Consider the following 17,010-nt stretch of genomic DNA (forward strand, 5'->3'; position numbering starts at 1 on the left):
AATTAGTTGTAACGACTATAATTCTAAAAAACTAAATTAATTTTTAATGGCGTCTGGAAAACAATCCCCTAGGCAGAAGATGATTAACCTTATGTACCTGGTTTTCATCGCTATGCTTGCTCTCAATATGTCGAAAGAGGTTCTTACCGCTTTTGGACTACTAAATGAAAAATTAACCGAATCAAATCAAACTACAACCCTGAGAAATCAGGCTGCTATGTTAGGTTTGGAGGAAAAAGTAAGTGAACAACCTGCTAAATATGCTCCTTTAGTGGAGAAAGCAAAACAGATAGATGAAATTTCGAATAACTTCAATAGCTATTTGGAGAATTTAAAATCTGAATTGATTGCTGATAAAGAAGATCCTACCGATTATGAAACTATGGACCGTGCAGATCAACTGGACGAGAAGTTTTTTGTAAGTGGTAAACCATCTCCACAGGGAGAGGAATTTTTAGAACAAATTCGTGCATACCGGGAAGGTGTTGCAGGGGTTATAGGAGAGAATTATGAAGGTATCGCTCAGGAAGTTCAAAACGAATTTGCTACAGAACCTGTTGTAAATCGTGATGGTAATGAAGTGCCATGGCTGGAGTATCACTATCAGGGATATCCTCTTATTGCTTCCATTACAAAATTGACCCAAATGCAGGCTGATGTAAAGGAAACTGAAAGTAAAATCCTTTCAGCTATGCTTTCAGGACAGTTACAAAGTGAAGTTTCTCTTACCAACTATCAGGCGATCGTAATCCCAGATAAGACTGCTTTCTTTACAGGTGAAAACTTTAAAGGTAGAGTTGTTTTGGGAAGAGTTGATAATACGCTTCAGTTTGACAATGTTACTATCAACGGCAACAAAGTTACAAGTACACAGGCAGGACAGGTTGTTTTAGATTTTCCTGCGGGAAATGTAGGAGAGCAACAAATTTCAGGAGAACTTCAGTTTAAAGAAGGTGATTCTATTGTGAAAATTCCTGTTAGCAGTTCGTATGCAGTAATTCCTAAACCGAATTCAGCTGTAATTTCTGCAGATAAAATGAACGTGGTTTATCGTGGGGTAAAAAACCCTATGACTATTTCTATTCCTGGTGTGGGTGCTGTTACAGCTAATGCTCCTGGTCTTTCATCTGCGGGTGGTGCAGGAAACTATGTAATGGATGTTACTACAGTACAGGCAAGGGAAGTAACTATCAATGTTAGTGGAAAACTACCTGGTGGTGAAACTGTTTCTGACAGTAAGACTTTCAGGATTAAAGATATTCCAAGACTGTTGGTACAGTTCGTGGAGAAGATGGTGCAGTTAAAATGCAACGTAATGCTCTTGAAATTTCAACTGTTGGAGCATCTTTGCCAGACTTTGATTTTGAACTTGGCCTTCGTGTTACCGGATTTAAATTCCAGGTTTCAGGACAGCCTACAGTTCAGGTTAGAGGTAATACACTGGATGCCGCTGCAAAAGCTGCTTTAAGAAGAGCAGGCAGGGGAGAGACAGTTCAAATTTTTGATATAGAAGCCTCACTTACAGGAAACAGCAGTTACATGCTTAAGAAAGTATCCCCTGTATTTGTGGAGTTAACGAATTAAAATACCAATACTATGAGGAAGTGGAATCAATTTTTGATCGGATTTTTCGGAGTATTGCTCACAATACCATCTTTTGGGCAAACTAATATTTTAAATGCCCGCACCCCAGATCAAATCGGTGAGGTTTCTGGTGTGCAAATCGAGGTGAATAAGCAGAGCAAGCCTTTGAAATACGGTTATGTAGAAGATAGAGACATTTTATGGTCCAAAAATGTTTGGGAAGTAATTGATCTTGATGAGAGGGTGAACTTTCCACTTTACTACCCTATAGATACCGTCAATATTGCTACAGGTCGAAGGTCCCTTTATGATGTGCTTATCGGTGCAATAAGAAGCGGGAAGATAAAGAATATCTATGCTGATTCTTATTTTACTGAAAAACGAACTCTTAATGACATTAGTGCTGCTCTCTCAAAAGTAGATACTACAGATCTTGGTATTGAGCAGTATAATGCCGGGGAGGAAATTGATGCACAGTTTATTGACAGAAGAGACCTTTCTTCAGCAGATATCGTGGAATATCGTATTCGCGGAATGTGGTATTTTGATAAGAAACAAGCTGAATTGAAGTACAGGTTATTAGGGATTGCACCTATGGCGCCAGATGTTAACTTTCTTGATGATGAGGATATGCCACCTGTAGAGAATTATTCTGGGTGTGGTTTCCAGATGCGCGGGAAGTTCTTTTTGAACACCAGGCTTATACCGGAGGCAACAGTACCCAGGCCATCACTTTTGATCACCTCCTTAATTCCCGCCGTTTTAATGCGGTGATCTATAAAGAGGAAAATGTACAGGGAGATCGTGGTGTAGAGGAATACGTTACTGAAAGCGCATTTATGAGACTTCTGGAATCTGAGAGGATTAAGGAACAGATCAGGAATTTCGAACAGGATATGTGGAATTACTAACGTCCTTCTTTTTTAGAAACGGGAAATAATATTTAAATATAAAAAAGGCTCTTCGGAGCCTTTTTTAATTTCTTTTCTGAAGGAAATACCCCGAGAAATGTTCGTTAGTAAGTGTTTATAATCTGAAAACGTATTCCTGTGAAATGCTCCGTGAGCTTGCCCCGTAGTAATCTATTTCTTTTCTGAAGGAAATACCCTCGTTAAAAACGTGTTATTTTTAGAATTTCATCAGTATTTATACAAGCATACTTCATATTCATCTGGTCTCTCCTTAAGTTCATTTTGGTTAGAAAAGTAGGAATGAATGAAGGACAATTTTGGTAGTTGGTTTTTTAATCAATATGAAATATCTCTTCGGAATTATATTAAACAAAACTTCAAGATTTGTAGTTACTGAAGGTTAAATTCTATTTGAGTCTCCTGTTGAAAGTGTGACTAAAATTTTGAAATGCCTTTCCGGCTCACTATTAATATGAACTATTCGGAAATTTACGGCAGGAGGATAGTTTCTGTGATATTATTCAATTCTAATAAATATTGGAACGCTGCGGTAATTATCCGGAGCGTTTTTTTATTTTTGGTTGTATGATAGACTATATAGTTGTTGGTGCCGGATTAAGCGGGATTGCAGTTACTGAAGAATTAATAAAAAGAGGGAAGAGTGTTGTTGTTTTCGACAATAACTCCCAAACATCTTCCACAGTTGCTTATGGTGTTTACAATCCTGTAATACTGAAAAGATTTACGCTGGCCTGGAATGCTTCAGAACAATTGACCCGCGCCAGATCTTTTTATCGCTCCCTTCAGGAAAAGCTAAGAATTACATTATTACTGGAGCTTTCAATTTACCGGAAATTTAGCTCAGTTGAGGAACAGAACAATTGGTTTGAGGCAATGGACAAACCTTCTCTTTCTCCTTTTTTAGATCCGGAGCTGGTTCCGCAGATCAATGAAAACATTCCTTCTAATTTCTCTTTTGGTCATGTAAAAGAAACCGGAAGGGTAGACACAGATCTCCTCGTAAAAGCATACAGGCAACATCTGGCCGAGATGCAAATTCTTTTTGAAGAAGATTTTAATTACGAAAAACTTGAATTAACCGATAACGGAGTGCGGTATGGAGAGATAAATGCCCGCAAAGTGATCTTCTGTGAAGGTTTTGGGTTGAGGAATAATCCATACTTCAACTTTTTACCACTTTATGGAAATAAAGGTGAATACATCATCATAAAAGCTCCTGAGCTAAAATTGGGAGTAGCGGTTAAATCTTCAGTTTTTATTCTTCCGCAGGGAGATGATCTCTATAAGATAGGAGCCACCTATGACAATGAAGATAAAACTCCTGCTCCTACTAAGGAAGCCAGGGAAAAGCTTGTAAAACAAGCAGGAGACCTCCTCACCTGTAATTTTGAAGTGGTAGACCAGGTAGCGGGAATACGACCTGCAACAAAAGATCGAAAACCTTTACTGGGAAAGCATCCGAAGTATAATCAACTTTTCTGTTGTAACGGCTTTGGTAGCAGGGGAATATTAATTGCTCCCACTATGGCAAAGGAGTTGATTGATCACCTGGAGGATAATATTCCTTTAAATCCTGAGACTAATTTCCAAAGATTTCTATGATCGCTGTGTGGGCTTCCTGTAATTAAGAAAGAGGTTGATCCAGATATTTCTTGAAACTCGTATAATTACGGGCATAAATACTATGAGGGTGCCGTGTAATGGCAAAAAAGGTAGTAAGTAGACCTGCGCCAAAAAATAAATAGGTAATTATAAAAGCTGCAACAGAAAAAGCAATTCCCACAGCATAACTCACATACATGGCACCAAAAAAGAAGGAGGGTTCTATTTTATATTTTGTCCCGCAATTAGAACAGCGCTCATACATGTCAAAAATTCTGTTGATCTTATAAGGATTATCCTCTTTGTACATGCTTTCCTCCTGGCAAACGGGACAGGTGCCCGTTACGATGCTATATATCTTTGTACCTTTTAAGAAACTCATTTCTATTTTTTTAGCATTGCAAAAATAGGCATCTTTGCAAAAATATTTGAACAATACAATGCTTAACATTCATAATTTATCTATATCATTCGGCGGGGAGACTTTGTTCGATGAAATTACCTTTAGATTAGGCGCGGGTGACCGTGTGGGCCTTATTGGTAAAAATGGTGCCGGAAAATCAACCATGCTTAAGATCCTGGCAGGAGAACAGGAACCCGATACCGGGCAAATTGCAAAAGATAAGGAGCTCAAAATAGGTTTCCTTAAGCAGGATATAGATTTTGTACAGGGAAGGACAGTAGTGGAAGAGGCCCAACAGGCTTTTGTAGAAATAAAAGCTATTGAAGCCAAAATCGATCACATAAATGAACAACTGGCGACCCGTACAGATTATGAAAGCGATAACTACTCCCAGTTAATTCAGGATCTTAGTGAGTACACCCACCAGTACGAGATCATTGGAGGTTACAATTATCAGGGAGATACAGAAAAAGTCCTAATTGGGTTAGGATTTGAAAGAAAGGATTTTGGTAAGATCACCGATACTTTCTCGGGAGGATGGAGGATGCGTATTGAGCTGGCAAAGCTTTTATTGCAGAACAACGATATCCTGTTGCTGGATGAGCCTACTAACCACCTGGATATAGAATCTATAATATGGCTGGAACAATTTCTCAACAATTATCCCGGCTGTGTTATTATAGTTTCTCACGATAAAATGTTTCTTGACAACGTGACTAACAGGACCATAGAAATCTCTCTTGGGAAAATATATGATTTCAAGAAACCTTATTCGAAATATCTGGTTTTAAGAGAGGAGCTAAGGGAGCAGCAACTGGCTTCGCAAAAAAATCAGGAGAAACAGATCGAGCAAACAGAAAAACTAATTGAAAAGTTTCGAGCAAAGGCTTCCAAGGCTTCAATGGCTCAATCTCTTATTAAAAAGCTTGATAAGATTGATCGTATTGAAGTAGATGAAGATGATAATGCGGTGATGAATGTGAAATTTCCTGTTTCTATACAACCGGGAAAAGTTGTTATAGAAGCACACAACATAGGAAAAGCATATGGGAATCACCAGGTGCTTGAGAATATAGATTTGCTTATAGAACGTGGAAGCAAGACAGCTTATGTGGGACAAAATGGACAGGGTAAATCTACATTAGCAAAGATCATTATTGGAGAGATTTCTCATACCGGAAAACTTAAATTAGGACATAATGTTCAATTAGGCTATTTCGCACAGAACCAGGCGGACTATTTGGATGGAGAGAAGACGGTCCTGGATACTATGATAGACGCTGCCACTGAAAGTACGCGGGCCAGAGTAAGGGATATGCTGGGTTCATTCCTTTTCCGGGGCGATGAGGTAGATAAAAAAGTAAAAGTATTATCGGGAGGTGAGCGCAACAGGCTTGCCCTTTGTAAGCTTCTATTACAGCCGTTTAATGTGCTAATAATGGATGAGCCCACAAACCACCTTGATATAAAATCCAAAAATGTACTTAAAGAAGCACTCAAAAGTTTTGAAGGAACACTTATAATTGTTTCTCACGACAGGGATTTTTTGCAGAACCTTACTACGACCGTATACGAGTTTAAGAATAAGCACATCAAGGAATATTTGGGAGACATTGATTTCTATCTGGAGCAGCGCAATGTAGAAAACATGAGAGCTATTGAGAAGAGGGATAAGGTACAGAAAGAGGATAACCGAAACACTGACAGTAAACAGGCCTATAACGACCAGAAGAAGTTCAAATCTTTAAATAATAAATTGAGCAACACCGAAGCCAGGATCAGCAAGCTGGAGAAGGAGCTGAAGGAGAAGGATCACGAAATGGCGACTAATTATGATAAAGCTGTTTCAAAACCACACTTTTTGGATGATTATCAAAAGAAGAAGAAGGAACTTCAGGCGCTCATGAAATCCTGGGAAGTACTGCAGGAAGAGCTGGAGTCATTCAGTTAATAACTCATTCTACTATTGAGCAGGCGCAAATAACTCCCGGTATGGCGTGGAATAATAATCTGTGCCGTACCTGCTTTAAAATCTAAGCGTGTATGCTGGAACACTTTTTTCAATGCCCCTATTGTTGGGAAGACATTTCTATGTTGCTGGACTCTTCAGTGAGAGGGCAAAAATATATTGAAGATTGCGAGATCTGTTGTAACCCTATAGAAATTTCAGCTCAATTTGAGGATCAGGAGTTGATATCATTTAGTGCAGAAAGTATAGAACAGTAAAAAATTAAGAATCCAATTATTTCTGAATCAAAATTTTAGAGTAAATTGAGTGAGAAGCAGGAATATGGTCTCAACGTTTGAATTTTCAGGGAATGTAGTGGGTATGATGGTAAATGCCGATATCGATGAAGCTAAACTAAAGGAGATCCATAATAAAATTAAAGCTCGCTTCGCAGACCACAAAAAGCTGAATTTATTTATTGAAGTTGAAAAAGGTGCAGATATTCCTTTGCACATAATTATAAAGGATCTTTATTTTAAAGTAAAGCATGCAGGGCAATTTAATAAAATTGCCGTTGTAACCGAAAGCACAAAATTCACTTATTCGTCTAAGCTTAAGGGCCTTCTGCTGGATGCTGAAGTGCTAACTTTTACGCAGGAAGAAAGACTGCAGGCAATGAATTGGATAGCTCATTAAATTTTTTAAATTTTCTTTTGCAAAAGTAGAAATCGGTTGTATATTTGCCATCCGATAGCGCAGTAATGACGATATCATAAGTTCTGAAAACATAATTTTACAATATATCGCGGGATAGAGCAGTAGGTAGCTCGTCGGGCTCATAACCCGAAGGTCACTGGTTCGAGTCCAGTTCCCGCTACTGAGGAAGACAAGCCACCCTTTTGGGTGGCTTTCTTGTTTTTAGATTCTTTCTTATCCCTTTCTATATCAGCGATTGCTGAAATAAACCTGTTTACTTCCTTGGTTCGATAATCCCTTGTTTCAGTGTTAATAACCAAACCATCATGAAATAAGCTTTTCTGAATTGCAATCTTTTTATGGATGTCGCCTGAAGACCAGTATTTACTGATGTTTTCACAGAAATCTAAAGCTTGGTCCAGTATTTTTTCATGGTTCGATAAATTTTTAGGTGTATCGGCTAACTTCCTTTCTATCTCTTCAATTTCCCCCTCCATCTTTGTCTTTAATTTTTGATAAGTATTTTCATCGGCATGGTCACTCATCAAAAATTTTTCATTTAATCTCTCCAAGTTTCCCTGAAGTTTTTCACGTTCTTTTTTTAGGGCCTTGGAGCTTGTTTCTTTCTCATGAAGATGGTCTTGAGTCAAACGGGTGATTTGAGCTTTTACAAGTTCTCTATTGCAGCCATTCACTTCAAATTGGGTTAGGAAGTGTGCAAAGGAATCATTCACTCCAGGCTTTAAGCTCCTGGGTGTGGTGACAGCATTCATGTTGCCACCTTTTCCATGTTGACATTTATAGTAATGAACCTGTTTCGCCTTAGCAACATAACTTGTAATCTTAGACCCGCATTGGAAACAATAAAGAAATCCTGTTAATGGTCTGCTTGGGTTAACAGGCATTATTTCATAACCTGATTTACGTTTGGCGGAATCCAGGATTTCCTGAACTTTATCCCATGTGGTTTCTGTTACAAGAGCTGGCCATCTTCCCTTAATAGGTTTATCTAACATGCTATGCGTACTAACTCCAACGTAGAAAGGCTTTCTCCACATGTTAGATAGGTTTTGTTTAGTGATTTTAAAATTGAATTTTTCCAAAAGTTTATAACGGATATCCACATCGGGCATTCCTTCAGCTTTCCAGTTCCAGGCTTTTTGCAAAAATCTTCCCATCATCATTAATTTCTATCCTTTGCCCCTCAATTCTATTTGCAAAGTTAGTAACACGTTCCCCGTACATAGTATAACCTCTGGGGGCTTTACCTAACCAAAATCCTTCTTCAACAAAGTCTTTCATGGCAGGTAATGTTCTCTCCAACCTTACCATATTTTCTCTTCTGGAGTCAAGTAACTTGTCATATATTTCAAGTCTTTCTTTCTCATTCTCGGTTGATAAACCCGTACTGGTTTCAATGAGGTGAATTCCCACGTTGTTTACAAGCTCCTCAACCAGACCTATTGCCCCACCTCCAGAGCGTGAGAATCGGGAAATAAATTTTATGGCAATAGCATAAGGTTTTCGCTTAGCCTTCTTCACACTTTCAAGCAGCTGTTTAAATTCTTTCCGAGTTAAATCACCCTTTGCGCTTTCATAGGTGCCTCCATGTTCTTTTGTTATAGTGTAGCCGTTATCCTGAGCATATTTTTTGATACTATTGATTTGCCCTTCAATGCTATACTTTTTTTTGTCTGCTCTTTACTACTTACCCTGGTGTACATCCATAGGTCTTTGTTCCTGGTTACTACCTGAGCTTTCCCAGTTTTTTTGAACTTATTAAATTTTTTTAAATTCATTTTCTCCAATTTTTAATCTAATTTATCACTTCCAGAATCATTCTGGAAAAGGCTAGGAGGTCATTAAGGATGGCCTCACCTTCTTCATCACTAACGTCACTATAGGATGGAATTTTTCTTAGTTCGTTTAAGGATAACCGTTGGTTGGGATTATCCGCATTTTCTGTGTAAGACATTTTAAATCTTCCCCGCTATAATCTTCTCCATCTTTTTTTAGATGCGGGAGAGAAATCATCCCCGCTGATGGGGTTATTCCTTTTATGTCTCTTCCATTGAAGGTAGCAAGACAGTTGAAATGTACTAATCTAACTAATTATTTAATTTGATGGCAGAGTGAACTATCTTAATGGAGTGAGCCCGAAACTCATCGAGCTCATCCAGAAAGTTCATCCTTTTAACCCTACTTTTGCAATTGCTTAGAATAGGGCCGATAGGATTACAGATAGCCGTTAGGACCGTAATGTTCCTCAAAAAGGAGATAAAGCTCCCCTCTCTTGGCTAAATCTAATATCACCGAAAGGTGATTGACATGGTGATTATGACCGTAGTCCCCCTCGTGTCCTGTAACGAAATCCTCCAGGAGTTTCACCACCCATCTATTAGTGTAATTTACCTCACCATCTCTATAGATGAGTTGGAGTAATTGGTCTTGGTCCTTTAATTCCTTATAGGTCCTTACTCTTTCCTCACCATCGATGTATAGTGGTGTTTCTTTGAAATCCCTGATGTATTCATTCAACAACATGTTTGTTGCCGTGGAAAACCTTTTTTGCATACTTTTTGATTTAAAATGTTTGTTAAAAAAATATTGATTTGAAGTATTAGGGCCCCATTAACTTCTGACGGGCAAGATAGTAACCCTTTGAAATATACGCAACCTAACAACCTGATAATCAGGGAATAATATTATTACATGGATTTTTTTTGTATATTCAAACACTTGAAAAATAAGGGACTGGAGATGGGTAAAAAATTAAAAAAATCTTGAAATAATTGATGGTAACATGATTATACCCACTTCTGATTCTTTTAATACCTTATAAATCAATATATTACACAATATTTAAATAGTTAAAATTTCGTTAAGGATTAAGGGATAATAACGAAGAATTGTAAAAAAGAGACATTGGACGGCAAATCTGCTCCAAAAAGCTATTGAATCACCTAAGTCCAAAACTAATCAAGGTGAGGATTGGGTTTAGTCGGGAAGCACTTTATTTAAAGTATGGAATGGTTAAGAAATTGAAGTAATTTACCTAACGATAGTCCAGAAGACTATTTTGAAATATAAAAGGCCCGGAGATCGGGCCTTTTAATTTGATACCATTATTACTACAGCTACGGTGCTGCAAAGAATCAATTAAGGATTGGCTCCATATAACAATCCAAAAACTCTTCTGTAATTCCCTGTATTTTCCTTCTTTGACAGAGAGCGTAAAGCTCTTCAACTGCTGAATAAGTGAAATACCTAGTATCAAGGTCTCTAAATTGTGGCTTATTTGCTTCCTTGATTACTTTATCCCGAATTTCATCGGGAGCTACAATAACATAACGGGTGGGATAAGGAGGGAACTTATCCTTAAAATTTTTCATTCTGCTAAGGCCACTTGTGACTCCTGTTGAATGCTCAATTTCCATTACAGCTGGCATTAATTTCCCGTTCTTGAACCAAATACAATCGATAAGTAGTGCTGCCTGAACAGCATCACTCCATCCAGACATTAACTTCTCATCTCCTAAGGAGGAAATAACACCATCATACTCTCCTATTCTCTTATTCTGGTACAGAATGCCTTTGTCATTCTGCGCAATCCACGTTCGAAAATTTAACTGCTTACCTATGAAATAAAGGGCAATCTGAATTTGAGCATGTCTCCTTTGAACCTCAATGTCAATCTCTTCCGCCTCGAACTCATTATCGAGCAGCACCAACGAGTCATAATACGCTTCTTGAACTGGAATTTCACTAATTGTAATATCTGTTTTAGCTTCTTCTAATATTCCGATGCGATGCGGCATTTCTGGTCGCCACATTAGATGTTTATGCCCGTGTTTAATAGAGGATTGTCCTCCCTTGTTTTCGATTCTGCCTGGATAACAAAAATAAAATTCAGGGGTATGTGCTAAGAGGGATTCCAAAACACTTCTTGTATTATAACTACCTCCTAGTATTCTGTCGAAGTTGATTGGATGATTTTGAACAAATGCGTTTGCAATCCTCCAAATCATCTCAGAGGAAATGTTTTCAACATTTTGTTGACTCTCGATTTGATTCTTTGAAGGGTCCCATCTTTTTATGCGAATTGGCCCTTCAGGAAGTTCTATTCCAACTATCCTTATTAAGCCCTTTGTACGGGGGTTAACATAGTTATATGCTCGGTTCTTGTCCAGTTGATTAATAGCGGCAACTAAATTACTCGCTGATAGTTTTCTCATATATGGGCTGTGGTTGGTTTATCTTCTTGATGTAGTCAAAAATGGTTCCCGCCAAACCCTTTGCTGCTAAAAATGGTACTCCATTTCCAATTGTCTTGAACATATTCGATAAAGTCATATCAGGGGGAATTACAAATTCTTTAGGTAAAGACTGAAGTGCAAGGGCTTCCGCAGCCGAAAGTCGTCTTGCTTTATACGGGTGAAGGTGAACTTCGTTATTGCCGTAAGCAGCTGTTGGAGAATACCTCCATCGATGAAGTCGCTTATAAGATTTTTTAAGGTCGTCACCTTCATCAATTATCTGAAACTTTGGTAAACCTGCTCTTGGTTGAAAATAGTGTTGAGCATTAGGATGATTATCAACATCATTTTTTCGGAACCAGTGTTCAACGGTTAGCTTTTTTATAATTCCAGGAGGTGCCATTAATGATTCATTTTCCTTAAAGGCATCTTGAGTGGGCCACGGCTTCTTGATTATTTCTTCAGCAGAATATTTTATCCTAGAATTCCAATCAAAATCATTTAAGAAAGGCGTTTCGCCCAGTTCAGCTCCCACTTCCTGCAATTTTTCCTCTCTAAATCCAATTAAAATAATCCGTTCTCTGTCTTGGGGAGCACCAAATTCAATTGCGTTTATGACCTTTTCTGTAAGTTTATATCCTCCCGTAATTAGGTTGAGCTTCATTTCTTCAAAAAACTCTCTGTGCTTCTTGGTGCGATACAAACCCTTCACGTTTTCGAAGAGAAAAAAATCGGGTTGATTATTAATGATTAAATCGAAGTAGACTCTTGAGAGTTTTCCGTTCTCACCCGTACTCCCTTTGTTTTTTCCTCCAACAGAAAAGTCAGGGCAGGGAGGGCCACCTATATATCCTACAAAATCATAAACCCTCTTCGCATCTTGTGTATTCTCATTGAGAAAGTTCGCCTTCTTCCCTTTAAGAAATGAACATATATCATCATCATTATATCCCATCTGTGGTCTTGAATGCTTTAATGACTGTCGAGATGATTTGTAAATTTCCAGGAAAGGTTTATGATATTCGTTAACGAAAAGCACTTCATAACCACTTGTTTTTTCAAAACCCAAGTCTAAAAACCCTGCACCTGAAAAGAATGAAAAAAGCCCCACCCTTACTTGATTATTCACATTATTCTCCATTTCCCAAAACTACTATTTCCCTTATGAATTAAAAATATTCCTTAGTTTAAATTATGGCCACAGATTTAGAGCCTTTTGATCAATGCCGGGAAAGATCCCGGCATTGATATGGATACCTGTTTAAATAACTGCCTCGGCCATTTCCGTTAGCTGTCTTCCTTTACAAAGAAATCCTTCTCATTACCGTTTAGGGTGTGATTATCCTCCATAGTTAATCCAATTAGGTGACCAGTGGATATACATTTGATAAAATACCCTGTTCGATAATTATAAATCACTTTATAATTAAGGCTTCCGTAAAACACCTCTTTTCCGTCTTGTAACGTTTTAACAATATCAGTTAAAGTCATAACAAACTCTCCGTGTGGTGGCTTCAAGATAAGGTTATTTCTTCGAAAAGATTGTTGAGGGTATTTTCTTTTTTGTGGGTTTTTAAGTCACATTCCCAAACAACTATGCAGTGCCAGCCCTTCTCTTGGAGTTCAGCAATCTTTCGTATATCCCTTGCAACTGTATTGCTAATTTTTTCTTTCCACCATTCAGTACGGGTTTTTGGTAATTGAAAATATTTACAGCTCTCATGACCATGCCAAAAACACCCGTTAACAAAAATGGCTATTTTTCTTCGAGGGAATATAATATCGGGTTTCCCTGGAAGATTTTTCTTATGAAGACGGTACCGTAGTCCTTTGCTGTGCAGGTATTTCCGCACCAAAAGTTCAGGTTTAGTATCCTTCCCTTTGATTTGCCTCATATTGTGCGAACGGGTCTTCTTATCGTGAACATCTGCCATACCCTTATAAACTCATGTAAATATCATCTAACTCAGTCTGTCGAATACCCAAGTACTTTCTTGTAACAGAAACAGAGGTATGATTAAACAGCTCTGAGAGATACACTAAGGCTTTTTCCGATTGTTGATGGTTATCCCATACTCGTCTGCCGAAACTTTTTCTAAGGCTATGGGAAGTGATGTCAGTACCCTTGAAATATTTCTTAATTACTCGATTGACCTGCTGAATAGAATATACCGTCCCTTTTCTTGACCTAAAGGCGTAGAACTCTCCATTCTCCTCCTTAAAATACTCTAATGCTGCACGGATGTTCTCATTAACCTTCAAATTTCTTTTCTTACCTGTCTTACCCTCAGTAATGGAGATGGTGCCACTTCTTAATTGATTAAATGTTAAGCTCAACAAATCACTTATCCTTAAACCCAAATTTACTCCCGTAATAATTAAAAGACCGAAAACAGGATTCTCACCAGTTCTAATAAGCTTCATTCCTTTGCCTTGTGCTTTGTCAAAATTAATGTACGTGCTACCAGTCATGACACAAAATTTTAAGTTCATCTATAGCTAATATACAACATTTCTGAACATTACACCAGAAGAAGAGCTACTAATCCCATATAAAATATGACAATGTTCATTTAACGCATTAGTGAACATTGCGGAAACAACAAGCTCGTATACAATTAATCAGAGCTTTAAAGTTGTCTGGGAAAATAATACCTTGTAGTCCTACAACATTAACCAAATTCACCATGAAAATATTACAAGTCATTTGTGTGCTAATTATTAGTATCAATTTCATTTCCTGTTCAGAAGATGATTCAGGTTCGGAATCCACTCAGGAGAGTTTACTAATTGGAACCTGGTTTTTAGAAGGAGAGATTGAAGATGGAGTAGTACAAGAAGTTGATGACTGCGAAAAACAAAATTCGCTTCAGTTTACATCATCTAAAAGATTTATAGAAACCGTATACTACAACATGGAAGGCACCGATTGTGTTATTGATGGCATTGATGATACGGGTATTTGGAAAATAGAAAATGGTACTATTATCATTAATTGGCCTGACGCAGATGCTGGTGACGACCATTCCGATAGTTTATCAGTCATAGAACTTACTCAAACTAAACTTAAATTCCGACAGACATATAGTGATGGGTTTGAAGACTTCACATACACAAAGTAGCTGAAAATTAAAGTTAATTGCCACATACTAATGAAAAATGTGTTCCCAATCTTCCTTCTTTTTATAAGCCTGACCTGCGGAGCGCAGACATATAGGAGCACTCACACAGTTTATTTGCCTCAACAGATAAGAGAAGAAATCCAACGGGATGTAATTATTAGACAGGATATTATCCTCGTCAAGAGTTTTGTAGACGCTACCAATGTGGATAACCAAGCCTGGAAGATATACAAGCGTTGGGAAGAAGATGAAGACGAGGTATTTCACCTAATTAGTATGGATGAATCCCATTCAATTCGAATGTATATATCTATAAACAATCCGCAGTATATAGAAGTACACCAACCTTTGGAAAAGGGAAACATACAAAGACTACATTTAATTCTGGATATTGTTCAATGACTTTCGTATTTTGTTTACCACGGCAGATAATACCTATGCTATAATCTCTTCATTTTGGACCCTTAAGTTTCCTTTTCTATTTTATTGCAGTATTGATTTTTAACTTAGAAATTAATGAAGTGCTTAATCACGTCTCATTGTCTTCTTAAATTTAATACTTTAGTGTTTCGGAATCCCTATATTCCCGCTATTCATTATTTATAATTTTGCCATTAACAGGCCAACAATGAAGGAAATCAAGGAGAGTTACACAAAGTACCAAGAATTATTAAAAGATACCAAGAACACGTCCACACCTTTAATAATGCTTGATGAAATTAAAAGCAACCATCCTAATACCCGTACTAAAGAAGTGGATGTGTTACCAGTTAATATACCTGAAAAAATGAAATTAGTTGTGGAATCGAAAATTGGTAATAAGAGGGATTTTAAATTTAGACTAATGGCTCCTGGGTATATTAATAAGCCATTTTTCAGATTTGATTCTGCTGGGCAGCCGCATTATAACAGGATTCCAGGTGTTGAGTTACCACAGCAAAAAGTTTATACTCCGCACTTTCATAAATTCGATGCTGAAGGAAGAAACATCGCATATAAAACGGAAGCCCTTAATAAAGAAACCGAACGTGAAGCTTTATTAAATGATATAACCTTATGTATGGCTCACTATAGTGATGAATCACAAACATACTATATGTCTAAAAATTATTTGAAGGTTTTACAAACTCCACCTACAGAATTAGATTTTGACTTAAATAATGATGACCCAACTGATGGGGTAGAGTATGTCTAGATTAGAAAAAATTGCCCTGAATGTTCAGGATAGCTTTGGTCAGTTGTGGTCGTTTACGTTACGGGGAAAAGATACAATTGAAATAAGTACCCCGTACTCTACAACTACTAATAAATTTGTATCAATATTTGTAACCGAAAGAGGCGGGAAATACATTGTTTCCGATGGAGGTCTTTTAAATTCCGAAGCCTATGAATCTCATTTGGATTATGAGAATCAATGTTTGCTTAAGATAATTTACCACTTCGAAGCCTATTATGAGGTCAAGAGGACACTAGATAAACAAGGGATAAAACACTACTACAAACTAACAATCGAAGAGAGATTAGTACCCAACCTGGTATACGAGTTGGCTCAGTTTGTTTCCGTGTGTGCATCTTCGGCAACTGTGCAATTTGAAGATGAAAAGGAGAAAGAGGAACGGGAATCCTTCAGGACCAAAGCCACATCATATATTAGTTCAAATTTTCCAAGGTACCAAAAAAGATTTAGAGCTCCCTTGGACAAAAAAGATTTCCGCTCCGTTCGATTTAGTGCCCTGTTAGAAAGGAAAAACAGGTTAAGCATAATTACCTATGTTACTGGTTCTACCCCTTCAAATTTCAGGAACAGTATTGCAAGTGCTAATATGAATTTTGAGTTAGCTTCCTTATCTAGGTACAATGAATACATCGAAAACAAAATAGTCTTGGTAAATAACACTGCAGATGGATATGTACAAAATCAAATTAGCAAACAGCTCAACCTGCTTGAGGAACATATTGGTCGTGAAGCTATTAATTGGTCAGAAAGGGAAAAACTCATTCCAATTTTAAATTAATAGTTGAAATTTGGAAAAAAATGAAACTAAGACTTGATTGGTTTTATAAATATTAAATTAAATAGGCCAATTTAAATTTACAGGGTATGACATTTAACAATAAGAAAAGACTGGTAATAGACAAGCTAAAAAAAATTGATAGTCATCTTTTCATTGAATCCATTGAAAAAAACCTGGATGTACTGGATAAGAGTATTAGACGATTTGGTTTTATCGGGATAATTAATGAAAATAATTCAGAGGAAGACATCATTCAAATAGAGTACTTCTTTGAAAGTTCACCAAACACGACCTATCCCAAAAATTTTCTAAATAATATAAATAGAGTTAAAATTCCTCCTGAACTTATCTTACAGGAAAAAGGTAATAAACTTAAAAGCTCTATTATTGGGACTGAAAGCGTAATCTATAACTACAGGTTGATACCAAAAGGAGATTAAAAAATTTGCCTT

The 17,010-nt window shown here is 37.3% G+C and carries 18 protein-coding genes, 1 tRNA gene and 3 pseudogenes; 12 read left to right on the forward strand and 10 right to left on the reverse strand.

Translation table 11 applies throughout. The features are described 5' to 3' along the window. Nucleotides 1-46: 46 nt before the first annotated feature. The 3 genes and pseudogenes from gldM (at nt 47) to LZ575_RS19865 (ending at nt 4,118) form a co-directional block, all read left to right on the forward strand. Nucleotides 47-1,584: pseudogene (gldM, locus tag LZ575_RS19855) on the forward strand (gliding motility protein GldM). 12 nt (nt 1,585-1,596) lie between these two features. Next, nucleotides 1,597-2,495: pseudogene (gldN, locus tag LZ575_RS19860) on the forward strand (gliding motility protein GldN). Between the two features lie 585 nt (nt 2,496-3,080). Further along, on the forward strand, nt 3,081-4,118 hold the full coding sequence (locus LZ575_RS19865; RefSeq protein ID WP_235326774.1) for an FAD-binding oxidoreductase: 1,038 nt from the start codon (nt 3,081-3,083) through the stop codon (nt 4,116-4,118). On the opposite strand, the pseudogene LZ575_RS19870 reads toward LZ575_RS19865, so the two are convergent. Then, nucleotides 4,113-4,500: pseudogene (locus LZ575_RS19870) on the reverse strand (DUF983 domain-containing protein). The gene LZ575_RS19865 and the pseudogene LZ575_RS19870 overlap by 6 nt on opposite strands. A gap of 58 nt (nt 4,501-4,558) precedes the next feature. On the opposite strand from LZ575_RS19870, the gene LZ575_RS19875 reads away from it, so the two are divergent. The 4 genes from LZ575_RS19875 (at nt 4,559) to LZ575_RS19890 (ending at nt 7,346) form a co-directional block, all read left to right on the forward strand. Further along, nucleotides 4,559-6,472, forward strand: coding sequence for an ABC-F family ATP-binding cassette domain-containing protein (locus LZ575_RS19875; protein ID WP_235330780.1), 1,914 nt, complete (start codon nt 4,559-4,561; stop codon nt 6,470-6,472). A 92-nt stretch (nt 6,473-6,564) separates the two neighbouring features. Continuing rightward, the gene (locus LZ575_RS19880) at nt 6,565-6,747 is read left to right on the forward strand and encodes a CPXCG motif-containing cysteine-rich protein (protein ID WP_235326777.1); all 183 of its coding nucleotides are present in this window, start codon (nt 6,565-6,567) and stop codon (nt 6,745-6,747) included. A 64-nt stretch (nt 6,748-6,811) separates the two neighbouring features. Beyond that, nucleotides 6,812-7,165, forward strand: a complete 354-nt coding sequence (locus tag LZ575_RS19885; protein ID WP_235326779.1) for an STAS/SEC14 domain-containing protein — start codon at nt 6,812-6,814, stop codon at nt 7,163-7,165. A 108-nt stretch (nt 7,166-7,273) separates the two neighbouring features. Continuing rightward, nucleotides 7,274-7,346: transfer RNA gene (locus LZ575_RS19890), tRNA-Met, on the forward strand. Here LZ575_RS19890 and LZ575_RS24440 read toward each other — a convergent pair. The 9 genes from LZ575_RS24440 to LZ575_RS19930 form a co-directional block, all read right to left on the reverse strand. Further along, nucleotides 7,306-8,349, reverse strand: coding sequence for a recombinase family protein (locus LZ575_RS24440; protein WP_409187227.1), 1,044 nt, complete (start codon nt 8,347-8,349; stop codon nt 7,306-7,308). The genes LZ575_RS19890 and LZ575_RS24440 overlap by 41 nt on opposite strands. Next, nucleotides 8,303-8,842 carry a recombinase family protein gene (locus LZ575_RS19895; protein WP_311196130.1) on the reverse strand — a complete coding sequence of 180 codons (540 nt, stop codon included), beginning with the start codon at nt 8,840-8,842 and terminating at the stop codon, nt 8,303-8,305. Before LZ575_RS19895 ends, LZ575_RS24440 begins: the two co-directional genes overlap by 47 nt. Beyond that, nucleotides 8,785-8,964: a hypothetical protein gene (locus tag LZ575_RS19900; RefSeq protein WP_235326781.1), complete on the reverse strand. Its 180-nt coding sequence runs from the start codon at nt 8,962-8,964 to the stop codon at nt 8,785-8,787. The genes LZ575_RS19895 and LZ575_RS19900 overlap by 58 nt, the downstream gene beginning before the upstream one ends. 17 nt (nt 8,965-8,981) lie before the next feature. After that, nucleotides 8,982-9,140, reverse strand: a complete 159-nt coding sequence (locus LZ575_RS19905) for a hypothetical protein (RefSeq protein ID WP_235326783.1) — start codon at nt 9,138-9,140, stop codon at nt 8,982-8,984. Nucleotides 9,141-9,400: 260 nt separating this feature from the next. Continuing rightward, a complete protein-coding gene (locus LZ575_RS19910) occupies nt 9,401-9,739 on the reverse strand; it encodes a hypothetical protein (RefSeq protein ID WP_235326785.1) in 339 nt (112 codons plus the stop codon). Nucleotides 9,740-10,320: 581 nt separating this feature from the next. Next, nucleotides 10,321-11,400, reverse strand: coding sequence for a hypothetical protein (locus LZ575_RS19915; protein ID WP_235326787.1), 1,080 nt, complete (start codon nt 11,398-11,400; stop codon nt 10,321-10,323). Beyond that, nucleotides 11,378-12,550, reverse strand: coding sequence for a DNA cytosine methyltransferase (locus LZ575_RS19920; RefSeq protein WP_235326789.1), 1,173 nt, complete (start codon nt 12,548-12,550; stop codon nt 11,378-11,380). Before LZ575_RS19920 ends, LZ575_RS19915 begins: the two co-directional genes overlap by 23 nt. Before the next feature lie 385 nt (nt 12,551-12,935). Further along, the gene (locus LZ575_RS19925; protein WP_235326790.1) at nt 12,936-13,355 is read right to left on the reverse strand and encodes a very short patch repair endonuclease; all 420 of its coding nucleotides are present in this window, start codon (nt 13,353-13,355) and stop codon (nt 12,936-12,938) included. Nucleotides 13,356-13,359: 4 nt separating this feature from the next. Next, nucleotides 13,360-13,893 (reverse strand): tyrosine-type recombinase/integrase, encoded by a 534-nt coding sequence (locus LZ575_RS19930; protein ID WP_235326792.1) that lies wholly within the window; start codon nt 13,891-13,893, stop codon nt 13,360-13,362. A gap of 239 nt (nt 13,894-14,132) precedes the next feature. Between LZ575_RS19930 and LZ575_RS19935 the strand changes: the two genes are divergently transcribed. The 5 genes from LZ575_RS19935 to LZ575_RS19955 all read left to right on the forward strand — a co-directional run bounded on the left by LZ575_RS19935 (nt 14,133) and on the right by LZ575_RS19955 (nt 16,998). Further along, nucleotides 14,133-14,543, forward strand: a complete 411-nt coding sequence (locus tag LZ575_RS19935) for a lipocalin family protein (protein ID WP_235326794.1) — start codon at nt 14,133-14,135, stop codon at nt 14,541-14,543. A 114-nt stretch (nt 14,544-14,657) separates the two neighbouring features. Then, a complete protein-coding gene (locus LZ575_RS19940; protein WP_235326796.1) occupies nt 14,658-14,945 on the forward strand; it encodes a hypothetical protein in 288 nt (95 codons plus the stop codon). Between the two features lie 226 nt (nt 14,946-15,171). After that, nucleotides 15,172-15,738, forward strand: a complete 567-nt coding sequence (locus LZ575_RS19945) for a hypothetical protein (protein ID WP_235326798.1) — start codon at nt 15,172-15,174, stop codon at nt 15,736-15,738. Beyond that, on the forward strand, nt 15,731-16,558 hold the full coding sequence (locus LZ575_RS19950) for a hypothetical protein (protein WP_235326800.1): 828 nt from the start codon (nt 15,731-15,733) through the stop codon (nt 16,556-16,558). Before LZ575_RS19945 ends, LZ575_RS19950 begins: the two co-directional genes overlap by 8 nt. A gap of 86 nt (nt 16,559-16,644) precedes the next feature. After that, complete coding sequence (locus tag LZ575_RS19955; RefSeq protein WP_235326802.1) at nt 16,645-16,998, forward strand: hypothetical protein; 354 nt, start codon at nt 16,645-16,647, stop codon at nt 16,996-16,998. The last annotated feature ends 12 nt before the right edge of the window (nt 16,999-17,010 follow it).

Origin of the sequence: Antarcticibacterium sp. 1MA-6-2 (genome assembly GCF_021535135.1) — a bacterium.
Taxonomy (GTDB): Bacteria; Bacteroidota; Bacteroidia; order Flavobacteriales; family Flavobacteriaceae; genus Gillisia.

Coding starts and splice junctions, on each gene's coding strand:
- LZ575_RS19865 (WP_235326774.1), top strand. CDS start 3,081: ATGATAGACTATATAGTTGTTGGTGCCGGATTAAGCGGGATTGCAGTT.
- LZ575_RS19875 (WP_235330780.1), top strand. CDS start 4,559: ATGCTTAACATTCATAATTTATCTATATCATTCGGCGGGGAGACTTTG.
- LZ575_RS19880 (WP_235326777.1), top strand. CDS start 6,565: ATGCTGGAACACTTTTTTCAATGCCCCTATTGTTGGGAAGACATTTCT.
- LZ575_RS19885 (WP_235326779.1), top strand. CDS start 6,812: ATGGTCTCAACGTTTGAATTTTCAGGGAATGTAGTGGGTATGATGGTA.
- LZ575_RS24440 (WP_409187227.1), bottom strand. CDS start 8,349: ATGATGATGGGAAGATTTTTGCAAAAAGCCTGGAACTGGAAAGCTGAA.
- LZ575_RS19900 (WP_235326781.1), bottom strand. CDS start 8,964: ATGAATTTAAAAAAATTTAATAAGTTCAAAAAAACTGGGAAAGCTCAG.
- LZ575_RS19905 (WP_235326783.1), bottom strand. CDS start 9,140: ATGTCTTACACAGAAAATGCGGATAATCCCAACCAACGGTTATCCTTA.
- LZ575_RS19910 (WP_235326785.1), bottom strand. CDS start 9,739: ATGCAAAAAAGGTTTTCCACGGCAACAAACATGTTGTTGAATGAATAC.
- LZ575_RS19915 (WP_235326787.1), bottom strand. CDS start 11,400: ATGAGAAAACTATCAGCGAGTAATTTAGTTGCCGCTATTAATCAACTG.
- LZ575_RS19925 (WP_235326790.1), bottom strand. CDS start 13,355: ATGGCAGATGTTCACGATAAGAAGACCCGTTCGCACAATATGAGGCAA.
- LZ575_RS19930 (WP_235326792.1), bottom strand. CDS start 13,893: ATGACTGGTAGCACGTACATTAATTTTGACAAAGCACAAGGCAAAGGA.
- LZ575_RS19945 (WP_235326798.1), top strand. CDS start 15,172: ATGAAGGAAATCAAGGAGAGTTACACAAAGTACCAAGAATTATTAAAA.
- LZ575_RS19950 (WP_235326800.1), top strand. CDS start 15,731: ATGTCTAGATTAGAAAAAATTGCCCTGAATGTTCAGGATAGCTTTGGT.
- LZ575_RS19955 (WP_235326802.1), top strand. CDS start 16,645: ATGACATTTAACAATAAGAAAAGACTGGTAATAGACAAGCTAAAAAAA.